The organism is Prochlorococcus marinus str. MIT 0912 (assembly GCF_027359595.1).
Lineage (GTDB): Bacteria > Cyanobacteriota > Cyanobacteriia > PCC-6307 > Cyanobiaceae > Prochlorococcus_B > Prochlorococcus_B marinus_C.
In genome coordinates this window covers 437,892-455,576 of the sequence record NZ_CP114783.1, presented here as the reverse complement: position 1 = coordinate 455,576, position 17,685 = coordinate 437,892, and the positions used below count along the sequence as shown (strand labels likewise).

29 protein-coding genes are annotated in these 17,685 nt (G+C 33.4%); 9 read left to right on the top strand and 20 right to left on the bottom strand.

What is annotated here, in order from left to right:
* The first annotated feature begins 83 nt into the window (after positions 1–83).
* From O5640_RS02660 to O5640_RS02650, 3 genes are all read left to right on the top strand, one after another.
* Positions 84–635, top strand: coding sequence for a nitroreductase family protein (locus tag O5640_RS02660; protein ID WP_269613078.1), 552 nt, complete (start codon positions 84–86; stop codon positions 633–635).
* 261 nt (positions 636–896) lie between these two features.
* A complete protein-coding gene (locus tag O5640_RS02655; protein ID WP_269613076.1) occupies positions 897–1,226 on the top strand; it encodes a DUF1499 domain-containing protein in 330 nt (109 codons plus the stop codon).
* Positions 1,227–1,310: 84 nt separating this feature from the next.
* Positions 1,311–1,484, top strand: coding sequence for a hypothetical protein (locus O5640_RS02650; protein ID WP_269613075.1), 174 nt, complete (start codon positions 1,311–1,313; stop codon positions 1,482–1,484).
* Here the strand turns inward: O5640_RS02650 and O5640_RS02645 are convergent.
* Entirely contained in the window at positions 1,481–1,777 is a 297-nt protein-coding gene (locus tag O5640_RS02645; RefSeq protein WP_269613073.1) for a DUF3764 family protein, read from the bottom strand. The two genes, O5640_RS02650 and O5640_RS02645, sit on opposite strands and share 4 nt — an antisense overlap.
* A 97-nt stretch (positions 1,778–1,874) precedes the next feature.
* Entirely contained in the window at positions 1,875–2,036 is a 162-nt protein-coding gene (locus tag O5640_RS02640; protein WP_269613072.1) for a hypothetical protein, read from the bottom strand.
* Between the two features lie 537 nt (positions 2,037–2,573).
* Between O5640_RS02640 and O5640_RS02635 the strand changes: the two genes are divergently transcribed.
* Together O5640_RS02635 and O5640_RS02630 are read left to right on the top strand one after the other, a co-directional pair.
* Entirely contained in the window at positions 2,574–2,777 is a 204-nt protein-coding gene (locus O5640_RS02635) for a hypothetical protein (protein WP_269613071.1), read from the top strand.
* A gap of 5 nt (positions 2,778–2,782) precedes the next feature.
* Positions 2,783–3,043 carry a hypothetical protein gene (locus O5640_RS02630; protein WP_269613070.1) on the top strand — a complete coding sequence of 87 codons (261 nt, stop codon included), beginning with the start codon at positions 2,783–2,785 and terminating at the stop codon, positions 3,041–3,043.
* Between the two features lie 1,177 nt (positions 3,044–4,220).
* Here O5640_RS02630 and O5640_RS02625 read toward each other — a convergent pair.
* From O5640_RS02625 to O5640_RS02590, 8 genes are all read right to left on the bottom strand, one after another.
* Positions 4,221–4,355, bottom strand: coding sequence for a hypothetical protein (locus tag O5640_RS02625; protein ID WP_269613069.1), 135 nt, complete (start codon positions 4,353–4,355; stop codon positions 4,221–4,223).
* Positions 4,356–4,403: 48 nt separating this feature from the next.
* Positions 4,404–4,595 carry a hypothetical protein gene (locus tag O5640_RS02620; RefSeq protein WP_269613067.1) on the bottom strand — a complete coding sequence of 64 codons (192 nt, stop codon included), beginning with the start codon at positions 4,593–4,595 and terminating at the stop codon, positions 4,404–4,406.
* A gap of 90 nt (positions 4,596–4,685) precedes the next feature.
* Complete coding sequence (locus O5640_RS02615) at positions 4,686–6,161, bottom strand: glycosyl hydrolase family 57 (protein WP_269613066.1); 1,476 nt, start codon at positions 6,159–6,161, stop codon at positions 4,686–4,688.
* Positions 6,162–6,360: 199 nt separating this feature from the next.
* Complete coding sequence (locus O5640_RS02610) at positions 6,361–6,921, bottom strand: CIA30 family protein (RefSeq protein WP_269613065.1); 561 nt, start codon at positions 6,919–6,921, stop codon at positions 6,361–6,363.
* A 213-nt stretch (positions 6,922–7,134) separates the two neighbouring features.
* On the bottom strand, positions 7,135–7,308 hold the full coding sequence (locus O5640_RS02605; protein ID WP_269613064.1) for a hypothetical protein: 174 nt from the start codon (positions 7,306–7,308) through the stop codon (positions 7,135–7,137).
* 280 nt (positions 7,309–7,588) lie between these two features.
* Positions 7,589–7,711, bottom strand: a complete 123-nt coding sequence (locus tag O5640_RS02600) for a hypothetical protein (RefSeq protein WP_269613063.1) — start codon at positions 7,709–7,711, stop codon at positions 7,589–7,591.
* A gap of 55 nt (positions 7,712–7,766) precedes the next feature.
* A complete protein-coding gene (locus O5640_RS02595; protein ID WP_269613062.1) occupies positions 7,767–9,296 on the bottom strand; it encodes a phytoene desaturase family protein in 1,530 nt (509 codons plus the stop codon).
* Between the two features lie 93 nt (positions 9,297–9,389).
* On the bottom strand, positions 9,390–10,151 hold the full coding sequence (locus O5640_RS02590) for a PAP/fibrillin family protein (RefSeq protein WP_269613061.1): 762 nt from the start codon (positions 10,149–10,151) through the stop codon (positions 9,390–9,392).
* Positions 10,152–10,723: 572 nt separating this feature from the next.
* On the opposite strand from O5640_RS02590, the gene O5640_RS02585 reads away from it, so the two are divergent.
* Positions 10,724–11,341 carry a hypothetical protein gene (locus O5640_RS02585; RefSeq protein ID WP_269613060.1) on the top strand — a complete coding sequence of 206 codons (618 nt, stop codon included), beginning with the start codon at positions 10,724–10,726 and terminating at the stop codon, positions 11,339–11,341.
* Between the two features lie 73 nt (positions 11,342–11,414).
* On the opposite strand, the gene O5640_RS02580 is transcribed toward O5640_RS02585, so the two are convergent.
* Entirely contained in the window at positions 11,415–11,741 is a 327-nt protein-coding gene (locus O5640_RS02580) for a hypothetical protein (RefSeq protein WP_269613058.1), read from the bottom strand.
* 173 nt (positions 11,742–11,914) lie between these two features.
* Here O5640_RS02580 and O5640_RS02575 point away from each other — a divergent pair, with 173 nt between their 5' ends.
* Positions 11,915–12,502, top strand: coding sequence for a rhomboid family intramembrane serine protease (locus tag O5640_RS02575; RefSeq protein WP_269613057.1), 588 nt, complete (start codon positions 11,915–11,917; stop codon positions 12,500–12,502).
* Positions 12,503–12,593: 91 nt separating this feature from the next.
* Here the strand turns inward: O5640_RS02575 and O5640_RS02570 are convergent, their stop codons facing one another.
* From O5640_RS02570 to O5640_RS02530, 9 genes are all read right to left on the bottom strand, one after another.
* Positions 12,594–12,854, bottom strand: a complete 261-nt coding sequence (locus tag O5640_RS02570; RefSeq protein ID WP_269613056.1) for a hypothetical protein — start codon at positions 12,852–12,854, stop codon at positions 12,594–12,596.
* A 137-nt stretch (positions 12,855–12,991) separates the two neighbouring features.
* Complete coding sequence (locus O5640_RS02565; RefSeq protein WP_269613055.1) at positions 12,992–13,195, bottom strand: hypothetical protein; 204 nt, start codon at positions 13,193–13,195, stop codon at positions 12,992–12,994.
* 51 nt (positions 13,196–13,246) lie between these two features.
* Entirely contained in the window at positions 13,247–13,459 is a 213-nt protein-coding gene (locus O5640_RS02560; protein WP_269613053.1) for a hypothetical protein, read from the bottom strand.
* 59 nt (positions 13,460–13,518) lie between these two features.
* Positions 13,519–13,821, bottom strand: coding sequence for a hypothetical protein (locus O5640_RS02555; protein WP_269613051.1), 303 nt, complete (start codon positions 13,819–13,821; stop codon positions 13,519–13,521).
* A gap of 29 nt (positions 13,822–13,850) precedes the next feature.
* A complete protein-coding gene (locus O5640_RS02550; protein ID WP_269613049.1) occupies positions 13,851–14,042 on the bottom strand; it encodes a hypothetical protein in 192 nt (63 codons plus the stop codon).
* 181 nt (positions 14,043–14,223) lie between these two features.
* The gene (locus O5640_RS02545; protein WP_269613048.1) at positions 14,224–14,415 is read right to left on the bottom strand and encodes a hypothetical protein; all 192 of its coding nucleotides are present in this window, start codon (positions 14,413–14,415) and stop codon (positions 14,224–14,226) included.
* A gap of 267 nt (positions 14,416–14,682) precedes the next feature.
* On the bottom strand, positions 14,683–14,883 hold the full coding sequence (locus O5640_RS02540) for a hypothetical protein (RefSeq protein ID WP_269613047.1): 201 nt from the start codon (positions 14,881–14,883) through the stop codon (positions 14,683–14,685).
* 63 nt (positions 14,884–14,946) lie between these two features.
* Entirely contained in the window at positions 14,947–15,864 is a 918-nt protein-coding gene (locus tag O5640_RS02535) for an AEC family transporter (RefSeq protein ID WP_269613046.1), read from the bottom strand.
* A gap of 157 nt (positions 15,865–16,021) precedes the next feature.
* The gene (locus O5640_RS02530; protein WP_269605856.1) at positions 16,022–16,243 is read right to left on the bottom strand and encodes a hypothetical protein; all 222 of its coding nucleotides are present in this window, start codon (positions 16,241–16,243) and stop codon (positions 16,022–16,024) included.
* A 104-nt stretch (positions 16,244–16,347) separates the two neighbouring features.
* Between O5640_RS02530 and O5640_RS02525 the strand changes: the two genes are divergently transcribed.
* Entirely contained in the window at positions 16,348–16,659 is a 312-nt protein-coding gene (locus O5640_RS02525) for a DUF3764 family protein (protein WP_269613044.1), read from the top strand.
* A 734-nt stretch (positions 16,660–17,393) separates the two neighbouring features.
* Entirely contained in the window at positions 17,394–17,591 is a 198-nt protein-coding gene (locus O5640_RS02520) for a hypothetical protein (protein ID WP_269613043.1), read from the top strand.
* Positions 17,592–17,685: the final 94 nt, after the last annotated feature.

Below are 17,685 nucleotides of genomic sequence, written 5' to 3'. Positions count from 1 at the left end.
TATTTATACAGGTCTCTAAACCAACTTTTTTGTATAATTCTCACTATTGCTAATAGTGTAGTTAATAACATCAAGAGAAAATCATGGAAATAGCTGAAGCAATTAAAAAACGAAGGACACTTCATATCTTTTCAAAAAAACGTGTTCCTAGAGAAGTAATTGAAAAATCAATATTTGCAGCTAATCATGCACCTTGCCACAGAAGGACTTTCCCATGGCGTTTTACTAGTATTGGGATAAAAAAAAGGGAACTTCTATATCAACTACAGCTTACTCTGAAGTTTGGTGATATGACAATAGATGAATCTAGTTTGAAAAAGATAAGAGACAAAATGCTAAAGCCTTCCCATTTGCTTATCGCCACTCAAATATGTACTGATAATCAAGTTCAAAAACTCGAAGATTATGCTGCTTGTGCTTGCGCGATTCAAAACCTGTCGCTTTCACTTATTGCTGATGATGTTGGTTGCAAGTGGTCAACAGGAACAATCACTAAAGACCCTAATACCTATAAAATTGCACAAATAAACCCAAGCGAGGAAGAAATTATTGGTTTTATTTGGATTGGGTATGGGACTGAACCGCCTTTAATTAAAAGACCTTTGATTAGCACAATCTATCGAGAGAGGGATTAATTTTATTTAACTCATAGAAGAGAGAAAATGAAACTGATAAGGAAGTGTTGAGGCCACACTGAAAACAATTAGCATCATCCCTGTCTTATCTAATCGTTTCATGTTCAAAAAGGCTTTTGAATTTAACTTAATTGAAGAATCTTTTTCCCATGAGTATTTTAGGTAGGGAGAACTAGACATAACTGAGTAATAAGTTAATGAAATACAAGAACAGGGGGAATAAACTTTTTGTCATGATCAATATATGAACTAATAGAAAATATGCCAGATTCTAAATCAGGTCTTAGTCCCTGCTTAAATCCACTGAATTGCGTTTTCTTTCAAAAAGAATTTGAAGATGTTGACAAGACCTTTGATCAACTTGTCACGATTGCCCAGAAAATCCCTAGAACCAAGGTTTTAGTGAGTAATGAACATTATTGGAAAGGGGTTTGTCGTAGTTTGATTTTCAGATTTCCAGATGACTTAGAGATTTTTAAAATAGATAAGAAGATTCAAATCAAATCGGCATCAAGATATGGTGGTGGCGATCTTGGAGTTAATGGAACTAGAGTGGGAAGATTATTAACTGCTTTAGAAAAAATTCAATAGTTAGCTACCAAAACTTTCATAAAACAACCAATTTGTTGTCGTTGGGAAATATCCCAGTTATTTTTAAATAGCTTTATAAAAAAGATGAACAGAGCACAAAAATATTTTTTACATCTTCCAAAAGGGACTCATTTTGAAAAAATCATTGATACAGAATATGGGAAAGAGAATATATATGTAAGCCCAGACGGTAAAAAACATTCAATACCTATGATTCCAAATACGATTCCTTTAGGAAGTTCAATACGTGAAAATTAACAGTTAGAACAATTGTTTTTCCATCTTGTGATTTTTGTTTCTTCATAAATATGACCAGAGGCTTCAACAATAGGCTTTGTTTCCGGACTAATGAAAATGTTATATAAAACATTCTCTGGCCCTTCAAACATAACAGTTGCTCTTTTAGAGTCTCCTATACATTCACCCATATAAAAAATTTTAACATCCATTTCTTTAAACATCGCCTGCTGCTCTGGGGCATTCATATGAGTGCAATACTCTGAAAAAGTATTACTAAGCTTGAAGTCTAAAACAGTGATTTCAGTTGTCATGGAAAGTGTGAGTGAATATTAGAGGGTATATATGATTCCCACTTTACTTTTGTCCCTACAGACGTGGTTGTTTTAGCTTTCATCGTCTGGGAGGATGTTAGTTAGCTTTTTTATTTATACCGTTAGCATTTTCGATGTCTTGTAAAAGCCCTTTTGTGGCTTGGTGAAAACCATTTTTCATTAAAAACATTTGAGCTTCATCAAATTTTTGTTGTATTTTTCTTATGTACGGAGTCATCTCATTTGGTGATAAAGTCATTTTTTTTTTTGATTCTCATTTAATAATCCTCTTTATTCCAATTGATATGAAGTGGTAACTACTACAAAAAAATATTATTAGTAATAACTACTTACTCAATTAATAGAAAAGCCTGGTAGTTTTGCATATTGCATCTACAGCTTCAAACGATATAACTAAATTAAGTTGCATTGTGACATTGTTTATCTTTAAGCGCCTAAGCAACAGGTTTTCATTAAAAAAGATCGACGACAGCAAATGTTATTCAAGATGCGAAATGGAACCTTTACCTAATGAGATTTATCAAGATATAGTTGATTTTCAATCTGATGTGAATAGACCTATAGATATTTCTATTTACCGTGAATTCAAAAAGGAAGCTGCATGAGCTCCCAGCATAATTTTTTCTATAGTTCTAATTTTCTTTTATTCTATTTATCTATTGATAGGGTACTAATTTGACAACTTTGCAATTTATTTGAATAAGGCTTATTAATTTTTCCTGGAGTTATTGAATGACAGTAAAGTATAAAGAAAGAAGTATTTAAATCTTTATTGATGGATAGCTTGAAAGCAAAGTCTTTGGCTAATGAATTAAATGAATTAGCATGTAAAGGTTGCACTGAGGGATGGCTAGAAAAACACGATGGACTATCAGATCCAATTCAAGACATTAATGATTGTGCATCTCTTGGATTTATTACGCCTGAACGACAAGAGCGATTAGTTAATGAGGTGAAAGAGCTTAATGCTGGAAATTAAATAATATGAATAAAAAAAGAAATAGTCCGAGTAAGTTTTCTGTTCCTCCTTTCGCTTCAGATGATGAGATATGGATTAAAATTCTTGAACTTTTGACACCATCTGAACAGTTGGAGGCTAGCCGTTCAAAATCAGAGTTCAATGATCCGTATATTGGTGGTAAAGAGATTATTGTTAAACGCTCTGATCATTCTGATATAGCTGTTGCTTTGCTGTCTGAAGTTACGGCTGATGGTGATGAATGGGCAATATATAGAGAGCTTTAAAATGGATACTTATTCATTAATCGCATTTGTAACCCTAGTAGTATCACTTTTGATGTTGGTTTTGCTTTACCAACTATTTAGGAATTTAATTAAAAAGCAAATTGATGATCAAATGAAAGATATGATTCCGATAAAAGCTATTAGAGAAAGAATAGGAATCAGAATAAAATTGAGAAAGTAGCATAAAAATCATTTTAATTTATATTTAATTGCATCTTGACGTTTCCTTGCTTCAAGTATTTTTTTATATAACTATTATTTTGAGATATTAAATCGTATTTTCATCTCTGTTCCGCCGATGCTTTTCAATGTAAATTTGATTTTTATCTGTATTTCTTATGCTTAAAAGTTAGTAAGTAATACCGATAGAAAAAAACAAAAAGAAAGGATAGATTAAACGCAATTATTGGAGATTTTTATGAATACATTAGATACTAAGAAAATGTCCCAGGAACAAGTGGATCCAATTGAAGATTATCTTGAATGTGTTACATATTGTTCAATATCTAGCAGAGCGGAAGAGAACGATTGCCAAACTATATGCATGGAAAGGCATTTGAAAAGCTCATATTTTTGAATATCTATCATAAAACCAAACCAGATAAGTTATAGCTCCCTCAATAATTCAATAAATATTCTAATCTTAATCTCAAATTAGAGGCCTAAAGACACTGATTTGTTCTTAGTAAATTATGGTAGAAAAGCCTATGATAATAATGAGGTATAAGTATACTTGCGAACTGTTTCGCTTGATTTACACCAAATGTTTCCATATTTAATGAATGACTAGGGTATTTCTAGCTAATCCCACAAAGTTGTTGAACTAGTGAAAAGGGCAACAATCTTGAATATGTTGTCTCTAAAAATCTAATTTTGATGTTGAGGTAATAACAAAAGGTTTAAATACTTATGAAAAAAACTTTCAAAATTGCCATTTTGAATAAAATTATATAAAAAATTTTGGCTCATCCTATATCTTGGTATTGGCTTGTTGGCTTTTTTCTATGGATGATTCACAACGTCTTGGTTCTTAATCGTAAAGTCAACATCGACAAAGAACGACAAATCTCAAAGCGATTTAATGCAATTTCAAAGCTCTATCCAGAAGGTACATACATTTCACATAAATAATAATCATTAGTTGATTTCAAATAATCTCCAGCCCTTTTTAGTTGCTTTAATAATGGGGGGGCTTAGAAGTCTCTTGAGGGAAATATTCTTCAGTTTCATTTTCATATGTGTCATCTTTCTTTTTGAAGTATTCCTCTGAAGGATCGTAACAATCGTTGTCTGGATTGATTTTCTCTTTCATATTTTAATATTTTTCTTTGGCAAGATCAGTGAATCTGTAAAAAGTTCTTTATCCAGCTATCCCATTACAAATAATTCCTACTTTGGCCATTGAAAGTAAGACAAAATGATGAAAGCTAGGAACTGCTTTATCTAAGGCTATGAGAAATATAAGCAATGACATTGATGTCATTGAAAGATATTGCATCCAATGAATACCTGCTTTATCAAGTCCATTTTTGTCAAAACTTGTACTAGTCATTTTATTAAAGCTTTGGTCGGTGACCTTAACGCAAAAATTTATTTTTTGCTAGTTAATTCTTTTTCTTGTTTGATGCCTTTACAAAATTAATTAAATTTTCTGTGCTGACATTTCTATGTTTCTAAGAACTTCTTCACCTTTTTCGAAGATCGTTTTAGCGTATTCAGTCCATTTCCCCTGTCCCCAATAACGGAAACAGCTAGTTTCTAATAGCAAAAGGTATAGGAGTGCTTCTTGATAGCAATGTGTTTTTGTTAACGATGGATTGTGAACTACTAAATCGTCAAATGTTTCGTGAAAATATGAACTAAGTTTTGAAATTGGTTCTAAAACATTTTTATATCCATCTTCCCAACTCAAGTTATTAGTCCAGCTTGCTCCACTCAAAGAAAAAGATTGATCTTGCTTTTGTAATTCGTCAATTGCTTTTATAAATGTAGTTGGTGTTATGGGCCCTGATATTTTTTCCCATATTTTGTGTTGATCGATTGCTTGTATCAATGGAAAACTATCTTCATCTATATTTAATGTCTCTAAGAAGTCGAGGTATTCAGATCCGTTCATAGCAATTGTGTGACTTGTATTTGTTTTTGTACCAATTTTTTTATATGCTTGAATAAATGCTTGAGGAAATTCGTTCATCATTACTCCGCCATTTTCTCCGTCAGCTATTTGGGAAACAAGAGTGGGAATAATCTGTTGCCCTAAATTCTGTTTAGATAACCCCAGTGCTTCGTAATAAGGTTGCATTTGCCCAACAAGCTTTGTATCTGATCCTTGAGTTTTTATTAGTGAAAGAATAGAGATGGTCTCTCCATTACTACTTTGAGCTTTGAGCATATTGGGAATATATTTTTGCTCGTCTCTTAGATTAGAGCCATCTATATTTTGAACACTATGTTCTTGAACCATTACCCAACGATATCCACATTCCTTAAGAGCTTTGATTAATTGAAATAGAACATCCGGATGGTTTGGAAGATGCATCTCAGGAAGAGAGAACCCATTTACTCGACGCAATGCATCTTCTCCAAATAATGACGAAAAGTGGTGCTGCCAGGCTGTTATCTGTAATTTAAAGTCAGAAGGTGGAGTCGAAGAGGCTACAGCATGACTCCAAAAGGTTCCTAGCCATTCAACGTGTGGACGAACGGTCTCATTACACGTTAGGAGCTTTAATGATGTAAGAATATCGTTTCGACCCATTTGTTCGATTCCCCAAAGAAGATTTCCTGAGTAATCAAGCATTATTTTGGGATCATATCCTTCATCTATCAGGTTTGGAATGATTTCAGCTAGACGTTTATAGCATTGAGCAAATGGTTCAGCATTGTGATTATCTCCTTCTGAAGTGTGTTCAAACATATATTGCAAATGTGAAATGAGCTCTCCATTTTTACCTGCTGGAATTGTTGGTTGATGCATATGGAGGGCACATGCAAACCCTGAATTGACATTCTCAAATTTTGACTTTTCTTCGAATTGTCTACTATCTCTTTCCTTATTTACTAACTTATTAATTTTAAATTCAAAACCACATATCGGTGGTAAGTCTTCGTTATTCATATTAATGGTTTTTATTTTTAAAAGAATCCCTCTGAAAGGGAGTTTTCAGAATTAATCGGAGTATATACAATAAAAAATGTTTTTCGTAGATTTAATTTGTTTTAAGGTTGCATTCCATGAGAAATATTTTTCTACTCAAAGTGTTTTTTATTACCTTCTAGATAAGAACAGTCTAAATATTTTTGTTTTTCTAATATTGCTAATAAACACTAATAGATTGCAATACAAAATTTATTTTGCCAGGCTTAAAGCCAGGATTAAGCTCTCCTGGTCTACCGAATTTGGAATGTAGTAATTGAAATTGGCTTATAGAATCTGATTTGAATTTAATTGGTAATGAAATTTTTTTTGCAAGAACGGTTGGTTCAAGGCTTTCAAAAGGAACTTTGATTATTGTTGTCCCAAACCTTTTTGTTTCTATTTCTGCTACCCATCTGAGCCCACCAGGTGACTTATCTAAGAAAAATTCTCTTAAGCCAAAAATCCCGTATTTACAAGACACTCCAAATTTTAAAGTTCGACCTTTGCCTTCAATTTTTAATTCAAAACCTTGATATTTAGACAAATTCAGAAGAGGTGAAAATATTGGAGATTTGCAACTAACAAATCCTCCTTTTTCCTCAACCACCACACCTTCTAGAGAAAGTCCTTTTGAGGAAGCTCTACAAACTGCCTTGCTTGAGCCTCCCATAATAGTGTCGTTCAATGAAAACCAGTCATCAAAGTCACTAGATGACACGACCTTAGATAGCTCAGGCATTTTTTATCAACATATTTCTTACTCTATAAAATTTTTTTTTGAAATATGAGTTCAAAAATATAGATTTTGAGAGATAGATAAATATACCTCTCCAGGGCATCCAAAAATTTTAAAAGTCTTTGGGTTGATTTTTGTAATCTAGTACGGCTATTAGAGACATTTCTGTTATGAAATTATACGCTTGACTTGGCTTAGAGATTCATGCAGTGATGGTCAATCATTAAAGAGAAGGCAACAAGGAGATGATGGATTTAAGGAGCATTCTGTATCCCAAAAGCTGGCACTCTTATCGCCTTCCCAATGATTAATCATTATTTGTAATTCCTTAATTCTTTCTTTGGCGACATCAATTTTTTCAAGGACATTTGATGAAGTTTCTTTCTTCATGATTTTCCTCGCCACTATCTTTATTTATTTAACTACTAAATTGATATAAAATCTATCGATAAAATTACGGATGTATTTTTCCCTATTTGAAATTGAATAAATATTTTCATAAAAACTTTTCTATTTTGCTTATTTAAAATCTACCTTTGGTTGAAATAGAACGAATTACAAAAATTACCAATGTTATTTGTCTCAGCTTTAAAACCTGTTTTATCGGAAATCACTCTGATCTTCTCGTCTTTTCAGTTGATGAATAGTCATTCTGATTAAGGTGTATTGTTTAGTATTCCTTGCATAAATTTGATAGCTCTTTCTCTCTAGGAAAGGGAATACGACCTACTGCTATAACAATTAGAGCAAGAGCGATTACTTCTGTAAAAGCTTTATTGAGTGAGTTAGTCATTTTATTTTCTAATATTTATTTCTAATATTATGTTTTCTAGGACAATAGGTATTTTTTATATGTCTAGCTCTTTGATTAGATCCCTTTGAAATTTGGAACCAAGAATTGTATTGGCGGCCATGGCGCCACTTGCTGCAACAGGTGGTATCCCAATCCCTGGGAATGTACTTGAGCCACACAACAATAGATTTTTGATTGGAGTTTTATTCCCTGGGAAAAGCCCTTCTGCAGCTGATAAGGCTGGTCCATAACTACCATTTTTTGTATTTAAAAATCTTTGATGTGTAAGTGGTGTCCCTAGCATTTTTATTTCGATTCTTTCGTCTATATCAGGCACCAAATTTTTTATTGGTTTCCAGAAGACTGAGCACCGCTCTTCTTTTGTCCTTTCATATTCTTTTGTACCAATTTTAAGGTCCTCCCATCTGTCCCACGATTCATTGGCAGGTGTATAGCCATGAAGAATGTGTTTATTAGGCGGAGACATTGTTGGATCTAATGCTGATGGAATAGAGAGAACTACAACATTTCTTTCGGCAGTAATACCTTTTGACCAATCATCAACCCATATTGAATGGAGGGGGATATTTTCCAGACCTTCTGCATTAAAACCAAGATGTATATGAAGAAATGACTTACATTTTGGAGTCCTTGCCCTTTTTTCTTTCCAATTTTGTGATATCTCTTTTGGTATTAAATCTACAGTATTCCAAATATCTGCATTGCTAACAATATTATCTGCATATATTTTCTCACCATTCTGCAACTCTATTCCAATTGCTTTATTCCTCTTTATAATTATTTGACTAACTTTTGAATTGAGTCGAAGCTTCCCTCCAAATGAGTAAATTCCATTTAAAAGAGCATTAACGATTGATTCACTTCCTCCCTTTGGATATTCCAGGTAGGTATCTTGTTTAAACCAATCATCAAAGAGGGTTGCCATTGCTGCTGCATTAGTTTCGTCTTTAGATAAACCACTTATTAGAAAACAAAGTAATTCAACCCAATTTCTTAAAAATGGATCTTTAAGATGTTCATCAACTAAATTCCCAAATGCACCTCCTAGGTATTTAAAAGATTTCAAGTGAGAGAGTAGTGTTTTACTACGTTTTATGAGCTGAAAAACGGTGTCCTTGTTTTGATTTAGTGCTAATAAGGGAATTGCATTGGCTGCTGCACCAATTGGTTTAATCACTTGAATAAAATGTTCCCATTCTTTAATGGCATCTTTACCACTAATTGAATTGATCTGATCAAGAAATCGTCTATCTCCAACACCAATTGTGTAGTCACCCTCAGGAATCTGAACATTCCAATCCTGATATTTAATTAAATCTACTTTTTGGTTGAGAGCTTTAAGGACTTGACCTAAGGGATTTGTCGTAGGCCAAGTACCTATTCCACTCCAAAGAGAGGGACCAGATTCAAATTTATAGCCATTTTTCTCAAAACCATGAGCAGCGCCTCCTGGCTTTGAGTGAGCCTCAAGAATTAGGACTTTTTTACCTGCTTTTGCGAGTAATCCGCCGCAACATAATCCTCCAATACCACTTCCAATGACTATTACTTCTGGATTTTCCATTTATCGTTTAATTAGGTGGTTTTCTTCTTTAGAGTTTCTACAACAAATTCTTCGCGACTGCTTTAATCAAATGAATATTAAAAAACATTTTGATTAAATTTTTGTTTGGTCAAGAAGAGGAATTGATGGACGTATGTAAACAAATAATGCTCCGTGCATATCTCTGATGATTCTTAAATCTTTGTCCACATAGATAACGCTAATCTCACAATTTGGATTTTCTTTGTTCCATGGTAAAAGTTTCCATACGGTCTTTACTGGATACCACCTGTCCATGAGAATACTGTCTAAAAAAGGAATTTTTCCCAGTCCATCCACCTCTGATACTTTAGTCTTCTCTAACTCCATTGAAAGGGTTTTGTCTGTTAGTCGAAGTCCCTTTGCCAGAGTTATGACTCGACCACCAAAGGTAGGCAAAAGCTTGAACCAACCGAGGATTGGGATGGTTGTAAGTCCAAAGATAGTGGTATCAAAGGTGGAGATCATTTCCCCTTTATTAAAATTTAGATATTGACCTACTCTTCCTACTGTTGATAAACCAAATGATCCAACTTGTAAAAGATGAAGCTTGAAAAATAAATCACTTTTTGATTTGTTGTTTAATGCCTTTTCAATGGCTAAAAAAAATGGAGAGCTTCTAAATAATTCAACTGACGAGTAAATAAGCTCCCATTCACCTTCAATAGAACTCTGAGTTATTTCATCTGATAGGGGTATTAGATCTTCAACTAGTTTATTCATCTCTACTAATTTATTTTGGTACATAGGAGCAATCATTGCGTTCATCCTTTGACCTCTATCTGTTGCTGCTGCTATCTGGTAAATAAGGGCTTTGAGATCCTTCTTGTCTTTCATTTTATTGAATTGGTTAATTCGCTTTTAACTCCTTGACCTTAACTAAAATTTCCTAAAGGCCTCGAGTTTATATATAGGTTTAACAAGTAACATCTGAGCGTATCTCATTTATTTGGCCTATAACATTCATATGATTACAACTAAAACCTTACTACTGACAATATTTGTTCCCTTGGCGTGTCTTAAATTTATTGGTTTCTATAATAAAATTCTCAAGGTCTCAGAACCGTCCTTAAAACAAATAAAAGCAAAATTAGAAAGAACATTTGCAATAGATAGCTAGGTTGATTGGTTGAATTTCTGTGTTTTATGGCGATTTTTGCTTACGTTTTAGAGAAAGATTAAACCTTTAATTCCTTCTTGATAGTCATTTTCTCTTTAAATGAGGCTTTACCTAACTTTTCCCCAAACAAGACTATGACTAGTCTTTCATTCTCCTTATTCCTTGTTTTGATTTTTTTTTTATGTAAATCAATAATATACAAATGCTATTTACATCTACATGTAAATAGATTGTTCGGTTTGGATACCCACAATGTGCTAGATGTTGTACATAGGTAATTCTTAATTCAATGTCTCAATTAAGTATCAAAGTTAGCGCTAAAGGCGAAGCAATGATCGCTACTCTTCAAAAGGAAATTTTTAACCGAAGAAGAAAAAAAGTGACTGCATCACAAGTTGTTGAAACTCTTGTAGAGAGCGGTGCTAAGTCACAATCTGATAAGCGTTATGCTGCTTCTTGGAAAAACTTAATAAAGGATATTGAGAAGGCTGCAAAAGTTTCTGAGATCCATGGTAATAAGCCTGCAAATGTTAGTGCTGATGAGTGGGCTTTGATTCTCTCTCACCGTACTCGTAAGTCCTCAAGTGCTAAGAAGGTCTCAGCAAAACCCTCCGCTAAAAAGACAGCTGTCAAAAAAACTGTTGCTAAAAAGTCTGCTGTGAAAAAAACTGCAGCTAAAAAAGCAATTGCAAGCAAAGCCGTAACTAAAGCTGCTCCAGCCAAGAGTGCTTCAAAAGCAAAAGTTAAGACTTCTAAAGTTAAGACCGCAGTTAAGAAAGTAGCTTCTGCTCAAGCTAAAAAAGCAACTTCTACCGCTAAATCCGTTTCTAAAAGAACATCTAAGGCTTTAGCAGGCAGACCTGCGAAGCGATCAAGAAAAGTTAGTTCTAAAGCCGTAAACGCTTAGCTAAAAAGCCAGACCCGTAAAAGCGGCGTGAAAAGTGCAATGCTTTTCTCTGGCTGTTTTGTAAATCTGTTAATTAGTATCCCAAGCCTACATTGCCTTTTTTATAGCCTTGGCAGTAGTACTTTGCATGGTAGTAGTGGTTGGTAATATCAACTTTCTCTCCTTCAAGCCCCTCGATTCTTTTTTTTCCTAATTTTAATTCTCTTGCGGCGTGTTCCCCTGTAATTAAATCAGCGCTAAGGCGTCCGCATATATCATTAACTTTGAAGTCTTTTGCTGAAGGACCTCTGACATAGCCACCAAAAAATGCCAGAAATAATCCAAGGGTTACAAATCTTCGGTGGTTTCTCCACCATTCATAACTATTGAGATTTAGTTTCTTTTTTAAATCAATGTACATTTATATAAATGATAGATATGTTCACCTTAGGCTTTAGTCCTTTTCTTTATTGATGAAGTTCTTGATAGGTAAATATTTTAGCTTATTCACTTAGTTAATTAATTAACCCTATTCGCTTTTCAATTGATCATTTTCACCAGTTACGATTGGATTATTGGCAAATGTATTTACGAATGCTTGAGAAAATTTCAAAAGATGATTGGCAATATTTTGTCCCCTTTTTGGCTTGCACTATTTGCTTCTTTGCAACAGATTTCTTAGGAATAATTGATAAGACTTCTATTGCTTATTGGTCTGGACGTTTGTTTTATGAGCCATACAGGATTATTACATCCCATTTTTTTCATGGTGACTTTAATCATTTATTGGCAAATATCTCTGGGATCATAGTAGCTAGATATTTTCTTAAATCATTAAGCCTTCAAAGTAACTATTTCTTTTTGGCTTTTATTGTATTGATAATGCCTCTCCAAGCGTTCATTTGTTGGTGCGTAGATATTTTAGTTTATAGAAATCCTATGTCTCTAGCTATTGGATTTAGTGGAGTTTTATTTGGTATCGACGCGTTTATTCTAATGACTACAATTTATGGAAAGAAAAAATTTGTTTACATTGGATGCGAGTTAAAGAAAGATCCAAGATTACTTAAATCTATTTCAGTACTTACAGGCATTGGAATTATTTGGTCATTCCTACCTGGAATTAGCTTGTTAGGTCATATGTCTGGACTTTTGGCGGGATTTCTATTGTTTTGGCTCTAAGCAAAAAATTGATTCGATGTTATTGCTTCTTATGAAACACGTGATCATCTTAATGGTGAAAATTATAAACTCAATTTTAATTGAGTTGCCTTCACTTCACTTGATAAACTTTTGATCTTCCATTGCATTTACGCACCGCCCATTCGATTGGAGATTTTAAACTTTCTTGTTCCACGCAAATAGTCTGATAATTAGCCCATTTAGCTATTGGCCCTAGCCTTATTGCAATTAGTGCAAGGCTAAACGCACATAAAAATGCACACAACAACAACGCAATTCCAGTAAATAGATCATTAAACTTGAACTTCATTTCAGTCAGATTGAAGTTCTTATTTTTCTTTGTCTCACTCATAGTACTAATGGGATGGAATAAAATGCCTCAATATTTAAAGACTTATATACTGTTATCTCTTTTATGGTGGCATACAGAATAAAAGCTGAATGAATTTTATAGATCTATTTATTGATAGTTAACAGTTGGAAATTTTCTTAGGTTTCTTCATTTGTCTTTTCCTCATTAAACATCCTTTTCTCCCCGATCACGATGGTTAACCATCCAAGTGCTAGAAGCCATCCAGCTTGATAGTCTCCTTTTAGAAAATCAAATAGAGCGAGGGTGCTTGCAGAAATAGCAAGAGTACGAACAGCAAACCTTGCAAAGGTAATTTTCTTTTTTTTAATAGGTTTATTCATATGCCCATTTTGCAGGGGCTAACTTCGTAAAACAAATTTTGGTTGGATGAGTTATTGAAATTTATTCTTTTGAAAACATCTTGTTAATAGAATTAAATCTATCATTTCTTCTTTGTCGTAAGAAGATTGATCCTTTCCACTCACACCGCTTCCCTCTGTTAAACCTTGTAATTCTAGTTTCTTTCTAATCAATATTTTTCTTTCTGCACTTGAGAGTTTTTTAAAACGTTTTTTCCTTTCTTCAAGACTTTCACTATTGCTCATTGGATTTGTTTAATAATAATTTGTCTATTAATAATGAATTGATAATTGTTTTTACTATTTTAATTCATTAAATAATTGTTATCTAGAAGTGCATCAATGACTTTTGCTCCTCTTGATTTATTCCCAAGAGAAAGGGGATTGGCCTTATCTAGTATTGAAGCAAAGCAAGTGAGCCAACTACTACCTTCGCAAACTAGAGCTGCCTCGCAGATGTGCTTTGGTGCTTTTTCGGTGCAACCTTGAGTGCGAGAAAATTTAATAGATTCTAGTTGTGAATCAAGTTCTAATTCTAGTAATGATATCTCGTCTTTATTAATATATTCACCAGCAGCGTAGCTTTCAAGCAAAATTTGATAGTTCATTATTTAAAGAGTTTTAGAAATTTTGGGAACTAAGATCGAAAAAGTTTTTCTAAATCTTGCTTCACTTTCTCCAATTCATTTAGTTTTTTTGGGTTTGTTTTTTGCCCCCATTTATCTACTTCTCCAGTTCGACCATTTTTAATTGTCATCCTTATCCACCATAATTGAAGACTCAAGAAAATCAGAGCAAAAAAAATTAGTTCAAGAGTTCCTTGTTTCATCCCAAACTATTCTAATAAATTGAACCTTTTCTTATCGTTGTACTCATTTTTCATGTATTGATTACTCATTAGGATCAACTTCAGTGATTTTTAGATTTAAGCCAACGTAAAGAAGAATACCTCCAATAAGAGGGGTCCAAAGCCCCAATTGGTTTAAATCATGTGATTGCATAAATTCCATTTATTCTTCATCTCTTCTAATGATGATTTGGTTTGTTTTATATTCAGATACTACTCTATTAGCTATTTCAACAATAAATGAATTTGGACACCGTAAAGCCACTTGTAACTCAGCTAATTCATCAGAAATAAACTCTATACTCCTTGCAATAACTGCTTGATGTTCTTCTTTTGGTTCCCAGTCTTTAGCCATTAATTTTCTTGATAATGATCTGCTATTTCGTTAAGCATATTTGAAATATATTTTTTATTTGCAGTTGTTTGCGCTTTTATTTTTTTGCATGCGACCTTGACTTGCATCCATGCACTTTCTATAACTTCAAGTTCCTCATTTGTGGGATGCCGTTCTTCAGGAATATTAAATATGAGTCAAACCAAACATGATCCCTTTTGAGATTGCCCATCCAATACCTAGACATATTGCAACTGTAAAAAGTGTTTTTAAAAGGTCCATATCCTTTTAGTCCCTTCCAAATGCAGTTCTTAACGAACTTGAAAAATCGAATTGAACCCCATCATTAGATGAACCTAGGTTTTGAATTAGCTTTGAACTGGCAAATCTTGATTGGGTTGATGAATAAATTGATTGAGATTTTACTGCTGATGACTTTACTGCCGCTGTTCTCTTTGCTGTCGCTTTTGTTGCTGTAGCTGAGGTCATTAAAAAAATTGTATTTCTTACAACTTAGACAAACTGAGTTAAAAGGCGATAGTTGTTAACTTTTTACAATCTTAAAATCATCAACCAAGCAGGGATTGATATGAGCGCGATAATCGTACTTAAGACAACAAGCGATGTCGCTTCATCTTCATCTCTTGACGCTGCTTGGGATATTAGTAAGACAGATATTGCTGTTGGCGCAGCTGATTGAAGTACTAAAGCCTCTCGCATGACGTTGGGTAATCTGATCGCTGCGGAAATGATCAACATAACGACTGGCAATCCAACCAGTTTCATGATTAAAGCATTTTTTATGGATGTTATTTGGATTTTTATTCTTGAGAGATTTGCTTTCCTCAACCAACTTAGACGCATTCCAACGATTACAAGTGCTAAAACAATTACAACCCTTGAAGGTATCCATAGTAAGGCAGTTAATTGTTCATTCCATGGTGATGAATGAACAATTAATGCGCCAATCAGTCCTTTTACAGCAGGGCTTCTAAAGATTGCTTTTATGAAATTCTGCCAATATCTATTAGAACTCAAAACTTTTGAAGGATCTGTTAGCAATATTGGTCCGATACTCCAAATTACTAATGTCGCACCAAGGTCAAAACCTATGCTGTAAATCAAAGCATGATTTGGAAGCAGTGCTAGTGAAACTGGTATTCCGAAATACCCAGTATTTCCGAATGCACTACCTAATTGAAGAGATCTGTTTGGTATTAAGTTTTTTATACCAGGAAGACAATTTAATAGAGTCATTAAAAAGCCAATAGCTACCAGTGCTAAAGCCGCAGATTGTATCAAAGGGAATTCCAGACCAGACTTAAGTAATATCCCCATCAAGCTGATAGGAATTCCATAGCTCATTAAAGGACGAGATATCGTTAGGGATAAATCTTTTTTAAATCGTCCTAGTAAATATCCTATTAAAAGACAAGGTATTAATTCAGCTAAAAGAAAGATTATTTCCAACTGAGTAAAGCGAATATCATTTTGTTATGTTGAGTGGTCAAGATTAATTTTATGATTAATTCGTTATCTTAACTTGAGTTTATCTTTGTAAGTACTTTTCAGGTTATGGATATTTGGCTCTCTTCACTGATTGAGAAAGTTTTAATTCGTAGTTAGCTTATTTCTCCTTGTAAATACTTTTTTCTGAACAACCTAATGTTTCTCCAAAAAGAATATCTGTGCACATGGCATTACATAAAAGATAAACGACCCAACTGGTAACAGGGACTCCAATTAAATAACTAAATGGGTGCTTTACTTTGATGAATCCAACAATGGCAACGATTAGAACAACAATTAAGTTGATGATTCGTTTGAGGGTCTTTCTTGGTATCTGCATCAGCTATTTCTAGCAGAAAGTTTTCTTATTTATCTAGTTTTTACAACAACTGTTAGTCAGTTTTGTTCTGTTTGGGTATCGTTTGCCCATATTAAAGATTTTAGATGTCTTCTACTGTCACCTCAGTTTTTACTTTTAAGGTTGAAAGCACCTTTGATGAGTGGGCTGCAATCTTCGACAGCAAAGAAGCTACTAGAAGGCATAGAGAGTTTAATATTCAGCCTTTGTATAGAGGGTGTAGTGATGAAGACCCTCAAAAAATAATTGTTATACATCAGCACCCAGAGGGGAATATTGAGAAATTTATAGAAGCCAATGGAGACTGGATGGCCAGCCACAGAGTCGATTTATCTACAATGGAGAAGTCTGCTTGGACTTGGACCGACAACACAAGTGTTCAGTGTAAAGCCGCTTAATAAAAATACGGGGCGTGTATCCAAGGAATCACCAGACAACATGTTCCAGAGTTTTACTCTTGATAGCCATTCAAGTTGATTTGTAGTTGTGCATATCTAAATTTTTATGAATAGACTTATTGATTTATTATCTCTCAACTTAAAAGAATTTTTTGTATGGAGATGGTTAGTTATTAAAATTTTTCTATTGAATTAGAGAACTCTAATGGTATTGATATTATTCCAATGAATAAAATTATAATTGGGAGATTCCACAATAGAATTAGCTGAACAAACTTAAACTTGGTGAATTTGAACATAGCTAGTAATCAGTTCGCTTTAGTCCCCATAAATTTCCTTTCTCTGAAGCTTTTACAACCGCTTTGTAAATATCTAAAGTCATAAATTTAATTAAATCGGATAACCTCTAAAAGGTAACTTTTAAATAAATGACTGTTTGTAGGGAGAAATACCAAATATATAAAGTAAAATTTATTTATGTAATTAGTTTTTCTAATAATTGATTATTTTTGGACCTTGTTATTTTTAGTCTTTTATAATTGATTTAAAAAGTATTTTATCTTACATTTTTTAGCGAACATGTTCATCAAGAATTTAGGTATGACCTTTTAAGATCTAATGGTTCTCAATCTTTAACAGAATTTAGATTCGGTTTCCTGTGCAAAAATTGTTCGGTAGATTTCTTTCAGAAGTATCGTGGTTGTTTTTAGTATTTAACAAGTTGAAATTTAAAAATGTCCTCAAGACCAATTACATCCTGTAAAAGATATGCTGTTAGCTACCGAGATTTGGCTAACAAAAGACATGAGTTGGGTTTTTATGCTATTGACGCTTTTGAAGCTAGACAGCTAGCAATTGAGTTCAACAAATTTGTTCGTGAGCATCCAAATTCTATTGATAGGATTTCTCTCAGAAATAAAGTTATTTCTTGAAGTTACTGATTCTACTAACTCTTGGCTAATTAATAATATATTTCTGGAAATATTGGTTATTTAAATTCCGACTCCTAAGAAAAATCCCGTAAAA

Coding starts and splice junctions, on each gene's coding strand:
- O5640_RS02660 (WP_269613078.1), top strand. CDS start 84: ATGGAAATAGCTGAAGCAATTAAAAAACGAAGGACACTTCATATCTTT.
- O5640_RS02655 (WP_269613076.1), top strand. CDS start 897: ATGCCAGATTCTAAATCAGGTCTTAGTCCCTGCTTAAATCCACTGAAT.
- O5640_RS02650 (WP_269613075.1), top strand. CDS start 1,311: ATGAACAGAGCACAAAAATATTTTTTACATCTTCCAAAAGGGACTCAT.
- O5640_RS02645 (WP_269613073.1), bottom strand. CDS start 1,777: ATGACAACTGAAATCACTGTTTTAGACTTCAAGCTTAGTAATACTTTT.
- O5640_RS02640 (WP_269613072.1), bottom strand. CDS start 2,036: ATGACTTTATCACCAAATGAGATGACTCCGTACATAAGAAAAATACAA.
- O5640_RS02635 (WP_269613071.1), top strand. CDS start 2,574: ATGGATAGCTTGAAAGCAAAGTCTTTGGCTAATGAATTAAATGAATTA.
- O5640_RS02630 (WP_269613070.1), top strand. CDS start 2,783: ATGAATAAAAAAAGAAATAGTCCGAGTAAGTTTTCTGTTCCTCCTTTC.
- O5640_RS02625 (WP_269613069.1), bottom strand. CDS start 4,355: ATGAAAGAGAAAATCAATCCAGACAACGATTGTTACGATCCTTCAGAG.
- O5640_RS02620 (WP_269613067.1), bottom strand. CDS start 4,595: ATGACTAGTACAAGTTTTGACAAAAATGGACTTGATAAAGCAGGTATT.
- O5640_RS02615 (WP_269613066.1), bottom strand. CDS start 6,161: ATGAATAACGAAGACTTACCACCGATATGTGGTTTTGAATTTAAAATT.
- O5640_RS02610 (WP_269613065.1), bottom strand. CDS start 6,921: ATGCCTGAGCTATCTAAGGTCGTGTCATCTAGTGACTTTGATGACTGG.
- O5640_RS02605 (WP_269613064.1), bottom strand. CDS start 7,308: ATGAAGAAAGAAACTTCATCAAATGTCCTTGAAAAAATTGATGTCGCC.
- O5640_RS02600 (WP_269613063.1), bottom strand. CDS start 7,711: ATGACTAACTCACTCAATAAAGCTTTTACAGAAGTAATCGCTCTTGCT.
- O5640_RS02595 (WP_269613062.1), bottom strand. CDS start 9,296: ATGGAAAATCCAGAAGTAATAGTCATTGGAAGTGGTATTGGAGGATTA.
- O5640_RS02590 (WP_269613061.1), bottom strand. CDS start 10,151: ATGAAAGACAAGAAGGATCTCAAAGCCCTTATTTACCAGATAGCAGCA.
- O5640_RS02585 (WP_269613060.1), top strand. CDS start 10,724: ATGTCTCAATTAAGTATCAAAGTTAGCGCTAAAGGCGAAGCAATGATC.
- O5640_RS02580 (WP_269613058.1), bottom strand. CDS start 11,741: ATGTACATTGATTTAAAAAAGAAACTAAATCTCAATAGTTATGAATGG.
- O5640_RS02575 (WP_269613057.1), top strand. CDS start 11,915: ATGCTTGAGAAAATTTCAAAAGATGATTGGCAATATTTTGTCCCCTTT.
- O5640_RS02570 (WP_269613056.1), bottom strand. CDS start 12,854: ATGAGTGAGACAAAGAAAAATAAGAACTTCAATCTGACTGAAATGAAG.
- O5640_RS02565 (WP_269613055.1), bottom strand. CDS start 13,195: ATGAATAAACCTATTAAAAAAAAGAAAATTACCTTTGCAAGGTTTGCT.
- O5640_RS02560 (WP_269613053.1), bottom strand. CDS start 13,459: ATGAGCAATAGTGAAAGTCTTGAAGAAAGGAAAAAACGTTTTAAAAAA.
- O5640_RS02555 (WP_269613051.1), bottom strand. CDS start 13,821: ATGAACTATCAAATTTTGCTTGAAAGCTACGCTGCTGGTGAATATATT.
- O5640_RS02550 (WP_269613049.1), bottom strand. CDS start 14,042: ATGAAACAAGGAACTCTTGAACTAATTTTTTTTGCTCTGATTTTCTTG.
- O5640_RS02545 (WP_269613048.1), bottom strand. CDS start 14,415: ATGGCTAAAGACTGGGAACCAAAAGAAGAACATCAAGCAGTTATTGCA.
- O5640_RS02540 (WP_269613047.1), bottom strand. CDS start 14,883: ATGACCTCAGCTACAGCAACAAAAGCGACAGCAAAGAGAACAGCGGCA.
- O5640_RS02530 (WP_269605856.1), bottom strand. CDS start 16,243: ATGCAGATACCAAGAAAGACCCTCAAACGAATCATCAACTTAATTGTT.
- O5640_RS02525 (WP_269613044.1), top strand. CDS start 16,348: ATGTCTTCTACTGTCACCTCAGTTTTTACTTTTAAGGTTGAAAGCACC.
- O5640_RS02520 (WP_269613043.1), top strand. CDS start 17,394: ATGTCCTCAAGACCAATTACATCCTGTAAAAGATATGCTGTTAGCTAC.